This is a genomic window from Pseudomonas sp. PIC25 (assembly GCF_002286785.1).
Classification (GTDB): domain Bacteria; phylum Pseudomonadota; class Gammaproteobacteria; order Pseudomonadales; family Pseudomonadaceae; genus Pseudomonas_M.
Window position 1 is genome coordinate 1 of sequence record NZ_MUJY01000065.1, and the last position, 15,128, is coordinate 15,128.

The window sequence follows — 15,128 nt, forward strand, 5'->3', positions numbered from 1 at the left end:
CTGCATTCCCACGCGGAGCGTGGGAACGATCGAATGCTCGGGCTCACGAAAAAACTGATCGTCCCCATGCTCTGCGTGGGTATGCCTCCCGGGACGCTCCGCGTCCCACAGACGCAGAGCGTCTGGGCCTGCATTGCCACGCGGAGCGTGGGAACGATCACGGATCACACCTTCTTCACGAACTCCGACTTCAGCTTCATCGCGCCGATGCCGTCGATCTTGCAGTCGATATCGTGGTCGCCGTCGACCAGACGGATGTTCTTCACCTTGGTGCCGACTTTCACCACCAGGGACGAGCCCTTGACCTTGAGGTCCTTGATCACGGTGACGGTGTCGCCGTCCTGCAGGACGTTGCCGACGGAGTCCTTGATCACCTTGTCGCCTTCCGGGACGGCTTCGGCAGCAGTGGCGGACCACTCGTGAGCGCACTCGGGGCAGATGAGCATCGTGCCGTCTTCGTAGGTGTATTCGGAGTTGCATTTCGGGCAGGGCGGCAGAGTGCTCACGGGATTTTCCTCTGGGTTGGCGAAAAGCCGCACATTGTATAGGCCCTTTGCCGGTTGTGGTGCGCCGCGTTGCGCTGCTGACAGAAGGTTGTCAGGAGGAGGCTCGTAGCCTGGGCCCTCGATCACTCACACGGACGACTCCCCATGCTCGACGCACCCATTCTCGAAGTAGCCCTGTTCACGGTGAAAGCGGGCCATGAACAGCGCATTCCCGAACTGCGCGCCGGCTTGCGCAAGGTCCTCGAAGACTTCCCCGGATTGCTGGCGTTCTACGGCTACCTGCCGCTGGAGCGGCGGGGCGTTTTTCTCGACATCGCCGAGTGGGACAGCCTCGAACACGCCCAGGCCGCTGCTGACGCTTTCGCCGCGGGCGATCCACGCTTCCAGCCGTACATGGAGGCCATCGAATCGCTGACCTTCATGGGGCATTTCCGGCCGGAGCGAGTGGTATGTCAGCGCCGGTGAGGTCGGAGCCGGTTGGCCGCCAGTGGGCCCACCGGGCGAATGAATCGCTCCTTGTAGCCCGAATAAGCCTTGGCGCAATCCGGGAGAACCGGTTCCCGGAGTGCACTTCGTTTATCCGGCTACGAGTCTGCTTTCGTGCCGGGAGCTAACGGTACCCTGGCCTGTCACCCGTTGAACGATTGACGCATTCGGGGGTTCTGAAAAAACAGGGTGCGGCTTCTGTGCCCCCGTTCCGAATCCTCCGGCGCGGCCACATCATCCAGGGGTGGACTGAACTCATGAACGCAGAACTCCTCTCTCCCCGCGCCACGGGGCCGGGCAAGGCCCTGGGCATTCTCTTCGTGCTGTTCGGCGTGTTGCTGCTCGCCGGTGGCATCAAGCTGGCGATGCTGGGCGGCTCGCTCTATTACCTGATCGCCGGTATCACCCTGGTGCTGTGCGGCATCCTGCTGTTCCTCGGGCATGCGGCGGCGGTTGGGCTGTATGCGCTGTTCCTCTTCGGCTCGACGCTCTGGGCGCTCTACGAGGTGCGGCTCGACTGGTGGCAATTGGTGCCGCGCCTGGCGTTGTGGTTCGCCCTCGGGTTGCTTCTGCTGCTGCCGGTGTTTCGGGGAGCCTCGCGTTTCACCGGGGCAGGCTGGGGACTGGCCAGCGCGGTGGTGATCGCCGGGCTGGTGGCGCTGGCCAGCCTGTTCACCCATCCCGGACGGATCGAAGGCGCGTTGGAGCGCGAGATGGCCGCGGTGGAAAGTAGCGCGCCGGCCATCGAACCGGGTGACTGGCCGTCCTATGGGCGTAGCCCTTTCGGCGACCGCTATTCACCGCTGGACCAGATCACCCCGGAGAACGCCGGCGACCTGGAGCTGGCCTGGAGTTACCGCACCGGCGATATCCCCGGTCCCGGCGATCCACAGGAAACCACGGCGGAGAACACCCCGCTGAAGGTCAACGGCATGCTCTACGTGTGCACACCACACAGTCAGGTGATCGCCCTGAACCCGGATACCGGCGAGGAAATCTGGCGCTTCGACCCCAAACTCAGCACCCAGGATGCCGACAGCTTCAAGGGTTGGGCACACATGACCTGCCGGGGCGTGGCCTATCACGACGAGGCGACCTACGCGGGCCAGCCTGCCGCCACGCCCCGGCAGGTGCCGGCCGATGAAACCGCATTGGCCGAGGGCGTTCCGGCCACCGAAGCCCCGGCCGGGGCCGCACTGCCCTCGGTCGACGCCCCCGCCCCGGCGCCAATGGAAAATCCCTGCCCGCGCCGGCTGTTCCTGCCGACGGCGGACACCCGCCTGATCGCCATCAACGCCGACACCGGCAAGACCTGCCCGGACTTCGGCGATAACGGCTCGGTGGACCTCGCCACCGGCATCGGCGATTTCCAGCCCGGCGGCTACTACTCCACCTCGCCGCCGGCGGTGACCCGCGATCTGGTGATCATCGGCGGCCACGTGACCGACAACGTCTCCATTGACGAGCCCTCCGGGGTGATCCGTGCCTACGACGTGCGCAGCGGTCGCCTGGTGTGGAACTGGGACAGCGGCAACCCGGACGTCACCACGCCGCTGCCGGAAGGCCAGACCTACACCCGCAACTCGCCGAACATGTGGTCGATCATGAGTGTCGACGAGCAGCTCGGTATGATCTACCTGCCTATGGGCAACCAGACCCCGGACCAGTGGGGCGGCAACCGCACGCCGGCCTCCGAGAAATACAGCGCCGGGATCACCGCCCTGGACATCGCCACCGGGCAGGTGCGCTGGACCCGGCAGTTCGTCCACCACGACCTGTGGGACATGGATGTCGGCGGCCAACCGACTCTGATGGACCTGCAGACCGACCAGGGCACGCGGCCGGCGCTGCTGGCTTCCACCAAGCAGGGCAGCCTCTACGTGCTGGACCGCAGCAACGGCGAGCCCATCGTGCCGATCCACGAGCGGCCGGTGCCGCAGGGTGCAGTGGAGGGCGATTTCACGGCGCCGACCCAAGCGTTTTCCGAACTGAGTTTCACGCCACCGGAACTACGCGAAACGGACATGTGGGGCGGCACACCGTTCGACCAGATGCTCTGTCGCATTCAATTCCGTTCGCTGCGTTACGAGGGCATTTTCACCCCGCCGTCGCTACGGGGCTCGCTGGTCTACCCGGGTAATTTCGGGGTGTTCGACTGGGGCGGTATTTCCGTCGACCCGGTGCGCCAGATCGCTGTGCTCAACCCCAGCTACATGGCCTTCACCTCGCAATTGGTGCCGAGCGCGCAAGTGGAGGACGGCCCGGAGCGCAAGAGCGAGACCGAGGGCGTACAACCCAACAAGGGCGCGCCCTACGGTGTGATTCTGCAGCCGCTGCTGTCGCCCCTTGGCCTGCCATGTCAGGCGCCGGCCTGGGGCTACGTGGCGGCGGTGGACCTGACCACCAACGAAACCCTCTGGATGCACAAGAACGGCACCGTGCGCGACAACGCACCCATCCCGATGCCCCTGCCCATGGGCGTGCCGAGCCTGGGTGGGATGGTCACCACGGCTGGTGGCGTGGCTTTCCTCGGCGGGACGCTGGACCAGTTCCTGCGCGCCTATGACGTGCGCACCGGCGAACAGCTCTGGGAAGGCCGCCTGCCAGCCGGCGGCCAGGCCACGCCGATGACCTACACCGGCAAGGATGGCCGCCAGTATGTGCTGATCGTCGCCGGTGGCCATGGCTCGCTGGGCACGCGCCAGGGGGACTATGTGATGGCCTATGCGTTGCCGAAGAAATAGGAAGCAAGGCCGGGCTCGTAGGCGCGAGACAGACGCTTCGCCAGCAGAGCTGGCTCCTACACAGGCAGGACAACGGCCTCCGTGGTGGGAGCGAATTCATTCGCGATAACCGACAACTCCCTTCGTGGATGAATCCACTCCTACAGGTGCGTGCCGGTACGCTCCGTAGGAGCCAGCTCTGCTGGCGAATCGTCGCTACTGCTCGGCGTCGTCCTTCTGCTGCATCTGGACGGAGGCTTTCTCCTGGCTCGATTCGCTGCTCTTGTCCGCATCGGAGCTGTCGAAGCAGCCGGCGAGCAGCAGCGCGGCGAAAAGGGTGGCAGGGAATTTCAGCTTCATGGCGAGTCCTCGGGAATGGTTGAGCCTTTCCAGTCGACTGCACCCGGTCATGAATGTTTCCCCGGCCCGATCAGATCGCCGAAAACCGTTCGGCCGGCTGTCTACGGCAACGGCAGGCCGACCGCACGGGCGGTCTCGATGAGGTCGAAGCGTCGTTGCAGTGCGTCGATTCGCTCCAGCTTCTCTCGCTTGGGTTCTGGCACCGCCCAGTAACGCGCCTTGTATTCCTGTTCGCTGTACAACTCGGCAAGGGTTGCGGCGACCCGTTCTGCATGCGGGTCATCGGCCCTGGCGTACTCCGGCAGCCCGGCCTCCCTCGCCAGTTGGCTTGCCACCAGCAGAGCGGTGTCGGTCCGCTCGGTACAGGCGCGCCGTGCGCGGGCATGGAAGTAGAGCAGGGCGAGCTTCTTCTCTTCGTCGCTTAGCGCTAAGCCCTCGAAGGTATCGGCTGACAGCACGGGCGCGCCGGGGGCGGTGCAGTCCAGGTAGCGGGCCTCGGCTTCCACTTTGGCATGGGTAAGGCGCTCGGCGGAGAAGCTTTGCAGGCGTTCGCTCTCGGGCGAGGCCAGGGCCAGACAAGGGAGGCAGAGCAGGCAGAGCGAGAGGATGGGATTGAAAGGCATCGGGGCGTTCCATGGCATGCGACGGCCAGATGCTGCCTGGAGGCGAGTGGAAAACTGAGGCGTATTCGAGGTCCCTTCGTTCGCTGCGGCGTTTCGAATCTGATCCCCTCTCACATGAGTGGAGAGGGGGGACCGACAAACCGTCAATACAGCAGACGCGGCCAACGGCGCTTGGGTTTATCGGTGCAGGCGGTGAAGGTAGGCAGGGCGTTGAGCGGGACCCAGATTTCGCCCTGCCAGTCGAGCACGCCGACACGGGTGTTGGCCCAGGTCATGAGCAGGCGGCGCGGCTGGTTGCCGGTGGCGCGGTAGTGGTCGCGCAGGAGGGGAATCACATCGCGGTTGAGCCACAGGCGCAGGGCTCGATGCTCCGGGTGGTGGAAACGGAACAGGGTTTTGTAGAGCCCGGATTCGCTGAGGGCCAGGACGTCTTCTTCGCTGTCGTCGGTATGACGCAGGCGCACCGTGCGGAGCTGGTCGGGGTCCATGCGCCGGCAGAGGCGTTCGGTACGGCGCTCGCCGATCAGGCGGCCGAAGTCGGTTGCGACGAACCAGGGTTGATCGTCGAGTATCACGGCACGGAGTGGGTTGGTGTGGCGGTGGAAAATCAGAGGCGTAAGCGCTTCTTGCATGATGGGTTCCTCTTGCTGTCAGGATTCCGCCCCCCACGCTGTCAATCATAGGGAGGCAGACCGCACGGGGTTGACAGACCGAGGCAAGAGAACCCGGCAGACCCCGAAGGGTCTCCCCGCGCGATCTGCCACAGAAGGTGCAGCATAAAGCCGCAAGCATACGGGGGCCTGCAAAAACGTCCGCCGTTTTCGCATGCACCCTGAGGCGCACCGCGCCTCTTGCTTTCAGGCTGTCAAACCCGGCCACGGGATTGACCGTGACCCGCGCAGGATAGGGGCCGCCTCCTGGGCTGGCAAGGCGAGGCCGTTGCGAGTTGGTAATTTTCCGAACGATGTCGCGAAGAGGGGGGCGGGCGTGAGGGCCGGCTCGACAGATCGAGCCGCGCCACGCTAAGGCCGCACGGCCGGAGCCGGTTCCGGCCACTTCACTACGCCCTTGTCCGTGAACCGCCGTGTTCCCAACAGGCCGCCGGCCAGCTTGCCGCGCAGCACGTACGGCAGGCCCTGGCCGGGCGTATAGCCGGCGATGCCCCAGGCCTGGCGCACCGCAGAAAACGCGGAAATGGTGATCGGCACGCTGAGCACCGTCTCGCCGAAGCGTGGCACCTGCCCGCTCTGATCGCTGACACCGCTGGCCAGGGGCTGGCCGTTGATGTCCAGCTCCAGCGCCACGCCGTTGTAGTCGATGGCCGTCTCGTTCGGGTTCTGCACCCGCAGCTTCGCCGCGAAACGCACCTCCAGCCCTTGGCCAGGCAAGGGCTCCAGGCCGACCAGGTCGATGTGCAACGGATCGCGCGGGCTCAGTGTGCTACAGGCGCTCAGCCCCAACAGGGCCAAAAGGATGAGGGAGCGGGCAAGAACGGACATGGCGATTTTCCGCATCGGCTGGACTCAAACAGTGGACAGGCTGGTGGAGCGTTTGCTCCGTCCTGTTCAGCGTAGCGGTTGCCGCTCGCCATGGCTGAGACCGCCTCTACACCTCACCCCTCACACTTCACTCCTGACACCCTCAGTCATACTCCGCCTCCCCATGATCCCCCAGCAGCCGCAATTGCCGGGGCGTGCAGGCGGCCAGGACCTCCGGGTTGAAGCGCCAATGCAGGTAGGGCGAGAACTTCTGCGCCACCATGCGTCGGCCATAGTGCACTTGCAGCAGGTAGCGGCTGCGGTCCGGTGTGCGGTTGCGGCTGCCGGCATGCCACAGCTCGCTACGCAGGAACAGCACGTCGCCGGCCTGGCACAGCACCGGCTCGGGTGCCCGGCCATGCCAGTCGGCCTCGCCCTCGCGGGGCTTGCGTCCGGCGCGGTGGCTGCCGGGGATGACCAGGGTGGGGCAAAGGGCTTCGTCGATGTCGTCCAGGTAGAACATGGCCGTGCAGATTTGCATCGGTAGCTCGAACGACGGATCGGCCAGCAGACTTTCCGGCAGCTCCATCACCAGATAATCCACATGCAGATCGGCACCGATGAAGCCAGGGTGACTGCGCCAGGCGGTCTGGCCGATCACGTGGCAGTCGGCGCCCAGGCCGGCTTCCGCCAGTTCGATCACGCCGGGCCTGTCGAGGTAAGGCAGCCACAGCGGATCGCGGTTGAACACGCATTTGTAGTGGTCCACCAGGCCGGTGTAGTCCCAGTGGATCGGTCGCAAGCGGTCGATGGCGGCGCGCAGCCCGGTGATCTGCGCCCTGTCCAGCACGCCGCGCAGCAGGACGAAGCCTTGCTCGTGCAGGGCGCGCAGGTGCCGGGCGGTGGATTCGGGTGTCGGCTGCATGGCGGGCTCGTCGGGGGCTTTCAGCAGTATGGCTGCGGATCGACAGCTTGGTGAAAGGTTCGACCCGTACCATCGCCCCCGATTCACGCGCTGCTTCCATCGGCGCAACCGGAACGTCGCCACAAGCGGTGTTCCAACCTCCTGCTTCTTTGGCTCCGCATGGGCGGAGCACCCGGCGCAGCCATAAGCTGCGCTTTTTTTTGCGCGGCGTTTGTGCCCACCGTTCAGCTAGTTATTCCTTTTCGCGAATGAATTCGCTCCTACACGCAGCGGGTTGGGTTCTGTGGGAGCGAATTCATTCGCGATAAATCGAACTGCCGACCGGTAAATAGTGGGCGAGCCGATGGAAACTCAGCCTTCATAGCCGTTTTCAAGCCAGATCGCGTCCCATAATGGGTAGTCGCCGATTCGTTTGACCAAGCCCGCTCTCAAGGGGTTGGCGACGATGTATCGGGCCGCTGCTTGAAGATCCTCGTCTCGGCGTAACGCATGATCATGGAACCCGGGTTGCCATATCGAGCCACTTGAACTCTGCCGGCGTTTCAAGGCGAGGCTGCTGCGGGCTTTCAAGCGTTTCATCATCTGGCCAAGGGTGCCGCTGTTCAACGTGAGCAGCCAGTGCAAATGGTCGGGCATGACCACCCACGCAAGGGAATCGACCAGGCCCTCCTGCTCGCAGCGGCGCATTTCGTGTACGAGCAGGCGACCGTTGCGCAAATCGTTGAACAGAGGAAGCCGGTGGTGGGTAACCGTCGTGAGGAGGTAGCTCCGCCCGGCCTCGGAGTAGCGACCGAGGCGTAGTGAGTGGCTGCGGGCCTGAGTATATGAAGGCATTCCGTTGCCCCTGTAGTAATTCAAGGCGGATGCTAGGAAATATCAGGTCTCGTGTCTGTTGAGGGAGGCCGTTTCGCGAAGAATTTGCTCCTACGATGAGAGGCGCCGCTTGGGATGCTGGCGCTTCTTTCCATCGTCAGGATGAGGAGGGTTTGTCACGCAACAACGCAAGAGAACCCATCAACTCCGGCAGCAGGGCGCATAGCGAACGGTGCTGCGCCTCGACTTCTTCTGGAGGGGGCAGGTCCGCGCTATCGAGTGGCAAGGCGGAGTGCTCGTCGAAGTCGATGTCCTCAGAGCCATCCAGGCGCATCATCGGCCCCTGGGCGTGGGGCCGGAAGTGGGCGAAGGCTTCCGGTGAGCCGGGTCGCAGCGAGGGACTCGAAACCCCCTCGTGAGAGGAAGATATCCCGGTGCCGTGAGTGGGCCCGATGGGCGACGTTGCCATGCGGGGCCTCTCAGGTGAACAAGCGGGGGGAGTGGAAGCCGGGGGTGAGCAGCGGGCCTCGGCTGGCGTGGCGCGTATCGGAGCGCTGGTTGCGGAAAGCGTCGAGGTACAGGCGCAGAGCGCCGGCCAGTTTGGTCATCTGCTCCAGGATGCGGTCGAGCGCGACGTCGTCCAGGGCGGTCATGTTGTGAACGCTGCGCAGCATGAGCTGTTTCGATTCCGGGTTGTAGCCGAGCGAGGCGCCGCCGGTGCGGGTCGGTTCGAGGTTGAGCGCCATCGACAGCATGAGCAGGTCGTTGTCCTTGGGCATGGTCAGGCGTTCGACCAGGGTGAAGATGAACAGCGTGGTGTCCATCTCGGGCAGCCAGAGCAGGCACTCCTCGCCCTCGGCCGTGCAAACGAAGTGACGGTCATCCTTCGTCTCCATGGCGACGATGATGCCGCGTCGACGCAGCCACTGGTCCAGTTGTTCTTTCGCCTCGATCGGCTGCATGGCCGCTCCCTGCTTTCGTTTCCGACATACGGCTCGTGTGTGGCGCCGACAGCGAAAGAGTTCCGGGCGGGTGTTCAGGTCAGCGGCTGGATGCGGATATCGCTGAGCCCGACCTCATCGGCCCGGCTTTCCAGGCTGGGGCGACAGTTCTGTTCCCAGGGCGCGTCTTCCACCACGCGCGGCTCGCGGGTGTGTTCGTGCAGAAGGCGCAGGCGGACTTGGTCGAGGGTGGGCTCGTGGAATTCGTCAAGGATCAGCGAGGCCGGCTGGCCATTCAGCCGGTAGTCGATCCGGTAGCGTTTGAGTTCGTGCATGGGCGGTCTCCGGGGCTCCTACGATTGGGACCACCGGGCCGCCGGGAGTTCCCGCGTCAGCCCGCTTCCGGCTCCGCTTCGCGCAGGACGGCCCGTTCGCCGTCGAGGAGCGCCGCCTTGCGCTGTGCGCCCCAGCGGTAGCCGAGGCGTGCGCCGTCGCCGCCCACCACCCGGTGGCAGGGCACCAGCAGGCCGACCGGGTTGCTGGCACAGGCACGGGCGATGGCGCGGGCGTGGGTGCCGAGGCTGGCGGCCAGTTCGCCGTAACGGCGGGTCTCGCCGCTCGGAATCTGGGTCAGGGCACGCCAGACGCGCTGCTGGAACGCAGTTCCGCGCAGGTCCAGCGGGAGGCGGGCGGCGCGCTCCGGCTCTTCCAGTTGGGCGACGACCGAGTGCAGCCAATCGCCGAGCCCGGCATCGTCACGTTGCAATCGGGCGGCGGCGAAGCGGTGGCGCAGGTCGTCCTCCAGCGAGGCTTCGTCGTCGCCGAACAGCAGGGCGCAGACGCCTTTTTCGCTGGCGGCCAGGAGCAGAAGGCCAAGTGGACAGGGGGTGATGGCGTAGCGCAGGGCTTCGCCGGCGCCCTGGCGGCGCTGCTGGGCCGGGCTCAGGGCGCCGGGGCGTTCGTAGAGGGCGCGGGTGCCGGAGTAGCCGGCCTCCAGCGCCGCGGCGAGCACTGAGGGTGCCTGCGGCAGCTCCGCTTCCAGACGGGCGCGGCGGTGGGCATCGGCCCAGGCCTTTGGCGTCAGGCCGGTACGCGTCTTGAAGGCGCGCGCCAGATGCGACGGAGACAGGCCGATCCGCGCCGCCAGTTGTGCCAGGGTGAGCGGTGTCGACGTCTGCTCCAGCAGACGGCAGGCAGCGGCGACCAGGGCGTCCATCTGTTCGGCCGGGCTCGCGCCTTTCGGCGAGCAGCGTCGGCACGGGCGGAAGCCGGCGGCCTCGGCGGATTCGGCAGAAGGGTGGAACTCGATGTTGTCCCGCCGCGGACGCCGTGCTGGGCAGCTCGGCCGGCAGTAGATGCCGGTGCTGCGAACGGCGGTGACGAACTGGCCGTCGCGCGAGGCGTCGCGTGCGCAGACGGCTTGCCAGCAGAGTTCGGGATCGAGCATGGTTGGTCTCCAAGGCTTGCCGTCATTGTCGGCCGGAGGGCGATCGCTGCCAATCCGGATCGCACTTTCAAAGTGACGGCTCTCTGGGTGCGTTGACTAAGCTGAGGGAAGCGGCGGCGTGGCGAAAGGAAGAAGAGGACGCTCCATGGAATTTCGCGGATGGCTGATGGTTGGCCTGGTCTGGCTGTGCTTCGCCGTGTCCGCCGCCGAGCGGATGGACCTGACGGCCGAAGAACAGGCCTGGGTCGATGCGCATCCGGTGGTGCGGGTGGGCATGAGCCGTGGAGGATGGCCGCCATTCGATATCGTCGATGAGCAGGGCCGGCATGGCGGTATCAGCGCGGATTACCTGGCGGCGCTGGGCCGGCGGATCGGCCTGCACTTCGATCTGGTCCTGGTGGACGGCTGGGACGAAGCCCTGGAAGCCTTGGCCAGCGGCCGCGTCGATCTGCTGCCGTCGGTGGCCTACAGCCCCGAGAGGGAGAGGCGCCTGCTGTTCAGCGATGCGTATCTCAGAAGCCGTAACCTGATCTTCGTGCGCCAGGATTCTCCCGTGCAGTCGCTCAAGGACCTGTCCGGCAAACGGGTGGCCGTCGAGCGCGGTTTCGTCCTGCGCCAGATGGTCGATGAGCAGGTGTCCGGCGTGGCGTTCGTCGAGACCGCCGACACCGAACAAGCGCTACGCCTGGTGTCGTCCGGCAAGGCTGATGCCTATGTCGGCAACATGACCGTGGCGAGCTACCTGATTCGCCAGCACAACCTCACCAACCTCGAACTGCGTGGCGAGACCGGCATCCAGACCGGCGACCTGCATTTCGCCGTGCGCCGGGACTGGCCGGAGCTGGTCGAATTGATGGACCGTGCCTTGGCAGCGCTCGACGAGCAGGAGCGCCAGGCGATCCGCGACCGCTGGCTGCCGCCGCTCACCGAGTTCAACTGGCGCAAGGCGCTGGAAGTGGCCTGGCCGTTCGCCGGCGGCCTGCTGCTGCTGATCGCCAGCATGCTGTACTGGAACCGCCGTCTGCGCGTGCAGATACGCGAGCGCCAGCGCGCCGAGGCGGAGGCCCGGCGGCAGCGCAGCGTACTGCTGGCGCTGGTCAACGCGATTCCCGACCCGATCTGCTACAAGGACGCCGACGGTCGATACCTGGGCGCCAACCAGGCCTACGTGACCCTGCTCGGCCGCCCGCTGGAGGCGCTGCTCGGACGCCGCGACCAGGAACTGGGCGATGGTGCGGCCTGGGCCAGCGGTACGGCGGAGGCCGACGAGAGTTGGGCGCAGTACCCGGACGGCCGCAGGGTGCTATTGGATACCCAGCGCGCAGCCTTCCACGATGAATCCGGCGAGCTACTCGGCAGCGTATCGGTGAGCCACGACGTCACCGCGCGCAAGCAGACCGAGCAGGCGCTGGCCCGGGCCAAGGCGCTGGCGGAGGAGGCCGCCCGGCTGAAGTCGGACTTCCTCGCCAACATGAGTCATGAAATCCGTACGCCGCTCAACGCCATCATCGGCATGGCGCACCTGGCCTTGCAAACGTCGCCGAACCCGCGCCAGCGCGACTACCTGAACAAGATCCAGCAGGCCGGCCAGCACCTGCTGCGGGTGATCGACGACATCCTGACCTTTTCCCGCGCCGAGGCCGGCAAGCTGGCCATCGAGCGGATCGAGTTCGGGTTGCAGTCGCTGCTGGACGATCTGGTCAACATGGTCGGTCCCAAGCTGGCGGCGAAGCGCCTGGAGCTGTTGTTCAACCTGGACGACCGCCTGCCCGGCCGGCTGCTCGGCGATCCGCTGCGGATCGGCCAGATCCTGATCAACTATGTGAACAACGCGATCAAGTTCACCGAGCACGGCGAGATCGAGGTGATCCTGCGCGCCGAACGCCAGGGTGAGCGCGACCTGCTGCTCTACCTCGGTGTGCGCGACACCGGCATCGGACTCGACCCGGAGCAGCAGCGCCAGTTGTTCCAGCCGTTCCAGCAGGGCGACAGTTCCATCACCCGCCAGTTTGGCGGCAGTGGCCTGGGCCTGGCGATCTGCAAGCGGCTGGCGGAGGCGATGGGCGGCAGCGTCGGGGTGGAGAGCCGGTTGGGCGAGGGCAGTTTGTTCTGGTGCCGCCTGCCGCTCGGCGTTGCGTTGTCCTCGCAACCGTTGCTGCCGCGCCTGAGTGTGCGCGGCAGCCGGGTGCTGGTGGTGGATGACAACGACAGTGCGCGCCGGCTGCTCGGCGAGATTTTCCAGAGCATGGGCTTTCGCGTGGCCACGGAGGCGTCCGGCACGCTGGCGGTCCAGCGGATTCAGGAGGCGGCGGCCAAGGGCACGGCGTTTGACCTGGTACTGCTGGACTGGCAGATGACCGAGCTGGACGGTCTGGAAACCGCCCGTCGCATTGTCGCGCTGGGGCTGCGAACTCCACCGAGGGTGGTGCTGGTCAGTGCCTTCGGCCGCGAGGAGCCGCCCGTCGCGGTCGAGCTGGGCATCAGCGCGGTTCTGGCGAAGCCGCTGACGCCGACCCAGTTGTTCGAGGTGGCGTTGCTCTGTCTGAGCGGGGCCGCCGACCAGCGCAGCTCGCGCCCGCCGCCAACGCCGCCGCCATTGCCGTCGTTCGCCGGGCAGCGCGTCCTGCTGGTGGAAGACAACGAGCTGAACCAACTGGTCGCCCGCGAGCTGCTTAGCGAAAGCGGCCTGCAGGTGGATGTGGCGGAGAACGGCGCCGTGGCCCTGGACCTTCTCCAGCTCCACGACGAGGACCATTACGCCCTGGTGCTGATGGACATGCAGATGCCGGTGCTCGATGGTATCGGCGCGGCGCGGGCGATCCGCGAACAGGAGCGTTTTCGCCACCTGCCGATCGTCGCCATGACGGCCAACGCCCTGCCTGCGGATCGCGAGCGCTGCCTGGAGGCGGGCATGGACGATCACCTCGGCAAGCCAATCTCGCCCGCCGAGTTGTGGACAACGCTGTCGCGCTGGCTCAGTACGGAGGAGGCAACCATAGCCTCGGCGGCGGTGATGCCGAAAGCGCCGGGCTGGGGGCTACCCGGCGTGGATGTCGCGGCGGGGCTGCGTCTGGTTGGTGGGCGCGAGGACCTCTATCGCTCCCAGTTGAGCCGCTTCGCCGCCAGCGAAAAGGCCTTCGTCGCCCGTCTGCGTGGAGCGTTGGCCACGGGAGACCGGACAACGGCGGCGCGCCTGCTGCATACCTTCAAAGGACTGGCCGCCGGCCTCGGTGCGGACGAATTGCGCGGGCGTGCGGTCGAACTGGAAACGGCGTTGGAGCAGGGGAACGATCCGGCCGGGTTGCAGCCGTCCATCGATGCGTTGGCGACCCGCCTGGAAGTGCTGATCGATGCCATCGAGACACGTCTGGCCGAAGCCGGCAAGGGGCAGGGCACGGCGGCGCCGGAAACGGATCTGGCCCGTCTCTGCGCCCGCCTGGCGGAATTGTGCTCGGCGGACGATCCGCGCGCCGGAAAACTGCTCGACGAGCAGGCCGAAACCCTGCGCAGCGCCTTAAATGAAAGTTATGCGACCATCGCCGAAGCCTTGCACGACTACGACTTCGAGACGGCGCTGGAGGCGTTGCGGGTGGCGGCACGGCAACGGGACATCAGTCTTTGACGCGGAGAGCGTATGGATACGATGCTCGACAGACCCGACCAGGAGCTGATCCTGGTGGTCGACGACACACCAGCCAACCTCGACCGGATCAGTGGGCTGTTGCTCGATCGGTACCGGGTCAAGGTCGCCGGCAGCGGTGAGAAGGCTCTGCACCTGGCAGCGGCCAGCCCGCAGCCGGACCTGATCCTGCTCGATGTGATGATGCCGGACATGGACGGCTACGAAGTCTGCCGCCGGCTCAAGGCCGACCCCGTCACCGCGGCGATCCCGGTGATCTTCCTCACCGCCATGAACCAGGAGGACGACGAGCAGCACGGCCTCGATCTCGGCGCCCAGGATTACCTGACCAAGCCGGTCAGTGCGCCGATCCTGCTGGCGCGGGTGCGTGCCCAACTGCAACTGAAGGCGGCTGCCGACTACCTTCGCGACAAGAGCGAGTATCTGGAGCTGGAGGTTCGGCGGCGCACCCGCGAGATCCAGGCGCTACACGATGCGCTGATCGAATCCATGGCGATCCTCGCCGACACCCGCGACAACCCCGACGGCAAGCATCTGGTGCGCATCGAGCTGTACATGCAGGCCCTGGCCGGCGCGCTGGCGCGGCAGGTACCCGGGCTGCGCGATGAGCTGAGCGACGAGCGCATCGCCCTGCTGGCCAAGTCGGCCCAGTTGCACGACATCGGCAAGCTGGCGATCCCTGACCGTCTGTTGCTCAGCCCGGCGCCCCTGGAGGGCGAAGACCTGGCGCTGATGCAGAGCCACACCCGCGCCGGCCGCGATGCGCTGGACCGGGCCGAGCGCAAGCTGGGCACGGAAACCAGCTTCCTCACCTACGCCAAGGAAATCGCCTACTGCCATCACGAGCGCTGGGATGGCTCGGGATACCCTCAGGGGCTGCGCGGCGAGCAGATACCGCTGTCGGCGCGTCTGCTGGCGCTGGCCGATTACTACGACGAACTGACCAGCCGGCATCCGTATCGCCAGTCGCTCAGCAGCGACGAAGCGGAAACCCGGATCGGCGCCGCCAGTGGCAGTCATTTCGACCCGCAAGTGGTGTTGGCCTTCCTCGAAGTAGCGCCGCAGTTCGCGGAAATCGCCCGGACCCACGCCGATAGCGACGAGGCCATCAGCCAGGAATTGCAGCGCATGGAGGACTCCCTGGCGGAGAACATCGAATTGTCGCCACCCGCGTGAGTGCGCGGAC

The 15,128-nt window shown here is 66.1% G+C and carries 15 protein-coding genes; 4 read left to right on the forward strand and 11 right to left on the reverse strand.

All coding sequences use genetic code 11. The features are described 5' to 3' along the window. Positions 1-164: 164 nt before the first annotated feature. Entirely contained in the window at positions 165-506 is a 342-nt protein-coding gene (locus tag BZL41_RS07315) for a zinc ribbon domain-containing protein YjdM (protein ID WP_095598675.1), read from the reverse strand. Positions 507-650: 144 nt separating this feature from the next. On the opposite strand from BZL41_RS07315, the gene BZL41_RS07320 reads away from it, so the two are divergent. Then, complete coding sequence (locus tag BZL41_RS07320) at positions 651-971, forward strand: antibiotic biosynthesis monooxygenase (RefSeq protein ID WP_095598676.1); 321 nt, start codon at positions 651-653, stop codon at positions 969-971. A 278-nt stretch (positions 972-1,249) separates the two neighbouring features. After that, positions 1,250-3,736, forward strand: a complete 2,487-nt coding sequence (locus BZL41_RS07325; protein WP_095598677.1) for a glucose/quinate/shikimate family membrane-bound PQQ-dependent dehydrogenase — start codon at positions 1,250-1,252, stop codon at positions 3,734-3,736. 195 nt (positions 3,737-3,931) lie between these two features. On the opposite strand, the gene BZL41_RS28475 is transcribed toward BZL41_RS07325, so the two are convergent. From BZL41_RS28475 to ada, 10 genes are all read right to left on the reverse strand, one after another. Continuing rightward, positions 3,932-4,075, reverse strand: coding sequence for a hypothetical protein (locus BZL41_RS28475; RefSeq protein ID WP_168190961.1), 144 nt, complete (start codon positions 4,073-4,075; stop codon positions 3,932-3,934). 101 nt (positions 4,076-4,176) lie between these two features. Beyond that, a complete protein-coding gene (locus BZL41_RS07330) occupies positions 4,177-4,698 on the reverse strand; it encodes a hypothetical protein (protein WP_095598678.1) in 522 nt (173 codons plus the stop codon). 143 nt (positions 4,699-4,841) lie between these two features. Then, positions 4,842-5,330 (reverse strand): BRO family protein, encoded by a 489-nt coding sequence (locus BZL41_RS07335; protein ID WP_095598679.1) that lies wholly within the window; start codon positions 5,328-5,330, stop codon positions 4,842-4,844. 390 nt (positions 5,331-5,720) lie between these two features. Continuing rightward, positions 5,721-6,197, reverse strand: a complete 477-nt coding sequence (locus BZL41_RS07340) for an LEA type 2 family protein (protein WP_371916497.1) — start codon at positions 6,195-6,197, stop codon at positions 5,721-5,723. 142 nt (positions 6,198-6,339) lie between these two features. Then, positions 6,340-7,101 (reverse strand): phytanoyl-CoA dioxygenase family protein, encoded by a 762-nt coding sequence (locus BZL41_RS07345; RefSeq protein ID WP_095598681.1) that lies wholly within the window; start codon positions 7,099-7,101, stop codon positions 6,340-6,342. 351 nt (positions 7,102-7,452) lie between these two features. Beyond that, complete coding sequence (locus tag BZL41_RS07350; RefSeq protein WP_095598682.1) at positions 7,453-7,935, reverse strand: transposase; 483 nt, start codon at positions 7,933-7,935, stop codon at positions 7,453-7,455. A gap of 136 nt (positions 7,936-8,071) precedes the next feature. After that, entirely contained in the window at positions 8,072-8,383 is a 312-nt protein-coding gene (locus tag BZL41_RS07355) for a hypothetical protein (RefSeq protein ID WP_095598683.1), read from the reverse strand. Positions 8,384-8,393: 10 nt separating this feature from the next. Next, on the reverse strand, positions 8,394-8,876 hold the full coding sequence (locus BZL41_RS07360) for a CesT family type III secretion system chaperone (RefSeq protein ID WP_095598684.1): 483 nt from the start codon (positions 8,874-8,876) through the stop codon (positions 8,394-8,396). Positions 8,877-8,950: 74 nt separating this feature from the next. Continuing rightward, positions 8,951-9,190: a hypothetical protein gene (locus BZL41_RS07365; RefSeq protein ID WP_095598685.1), complete on the reverse strand. Its 240-nt coding sequence runs from the start codon at positions 9,188-9,190 to the stop codon at positions 8,951-8,953. A 56-nt stretch (positions 9,191-9,246) separates the two neighbouring features. Further along, the gene (gene ada / locus BZL41_RS07370; RefSeq protein WP_095598686.1) at positions 9,247-10,302 is read right to left on the reverse strand and encodes a bifunctional DNA-binding transcriptional regulator/O6-methylguanine-DNA methyltransferase Ada; all 1,056 of its coding nucleotides are present in this window, start codon (positions 10,300-10,302) and stop codon (positions 9,247-9,249) included. Positions 10,303-10,447: 145 nt separating this feature from the next. Here ada and BZL41_RS07375 point away from each other — a divergent pair, with 145 nt between their 5' ends. Together BZL41_RS07375 and BZL41_RS07380 are read left to right on the forward strand one after the other, a co-directional pair. After that, positions 10,448-13,924 carry a response regulator gene (locus tag BZL41_RS07375; protein WP_095598687.1) on the forward strand — a complete coding sequence of 1,159 codons (3,477 nt, stop codon included), beginning with the start codon at positions 10,448-10,450 and terminating at the stop codon, positions 13,922-13,924. Between the two features lie 12 nt (positions 13,925-13,936). After that, positions 13,937-15,118, forward strand: coding sequence for an HD-GYP domain-containing protein (locus BZL41_RS07380; protein ID WP_095598688.1), 1,182 nt, complete (start codon positions 13,937-13,939; stop codon positions 15,116-15,118). The last annotated feature ends 10 nt before the right edge of the window (positions 15,119-15,128 follow it).

What these genes read in the sequence shown, in the direction of transcription:
- BZL41_RS07335 (WP_095598679.1), bottom strand. Translation starts at nt 5,330, where the DNA reads ATGCAAGAAGCGCTTACGCCTCTGATTTTCCACCGCCACACCAACCCA.
- BZL41_RS07325 (WP_095598677.1), top strand. Translation starts at nt 1,250, where the DNA reads ATGAACGCAGAACTCCTCTCTCCCCGCGCCACGGGGCCGGGCAAGGCC.
- BZL41_RS07330 (WP_095598678.1), bottom strand. Translation starts at nt 4,698, where the DNA reads ATGCCTTTCAATCCCATCCTCTCGCTCTGCCTGCTCTGCCTCCCTTGT.
- ada (WP_095598686.1), bottom strand. Translation starts at nt 10,302, where the DNA reads ATGCTCGATCCCGAACTCTGCTGGCAAGCCGTCTGCGCACGCGACGCC.
- BZL41_RS07355 (WP_095598683.1), bottom strand. Translation starts at nt 8,383, where the DNA reads ATGGCAACGTCGCCCATCGGGCCCACTCACGGCACCGGGATATCTTCC.
- BZL41_RS07380 (WP_095598688.1), top strand. Translation starts at nt 13,937, where the DNA reads ATGGATACGATGCTCGACAGACCCGACCAGGAGCTGATCCTGGTGGTC.
- BZL41_RS07360 (WP_095598684.1), bottom strand. Translation starts at nt 8,876, where the DNA reads ATGCAGCCGATCGAGGCGAAAGAACAACTGGACCAGTGGCTGCGTCGA.
- BZL41_RS07365 (WP_095598685.1), bottom strand. Translation starts at nt 9,190, where the DNA reads ATGCACGAACTCAAACGCTACCGGATCGACTACCGGCTGAATGGCCAG.
- BZL41_RS07345 (WP_095598681.1), bottom strand. Translation starts at nt 7,101, where the DNA reads ATGCAGCCGACACCCGAATCCACCGCCCGGCACCTGCGCGCCCTGCAC.
- BZL41_RS07350 (WP_095598682.1), bottom strand. Translation starts at nt 7,935, where the DNA reads ATGCCTTCATATACTCAGGCCCGCAGCCACTCACTACGCCTCGGTCGC.
- BZL41_RS28475 (WP_168190961.1), bottom strand. Translation starts at nt 4,075, where the DNA reads ATGAAGCTGAAATTCCCTGCCACCCTTTTCGCCGCGCTGCTGCTCGCC.
- BZL41_RS07375 (WP_095598687.1), top strand. Translation starts at nt 10,448, where the DNA reads ATGGAATTTCGCGGATGGCTGATGGTTGGCCTGGTCTGGCTGTGCTTC.
- BZL41_RS07320 (WP_095598676.1), top strand. Translation starts at nt 651, where the DNA reads ATGCTCGACGCACCCATTCTCGAAGTAGCCCTGTTCACGGTGAAAGCG.
- BZL41_RS07340 (WP_371916497.1), bottom strand. Translation starts at nt 6,197, where the DNA reads ATGTCCGTTCTTGCCCGCTCCCTCATCCTTTTGGCCCTGTTGGGGCTG.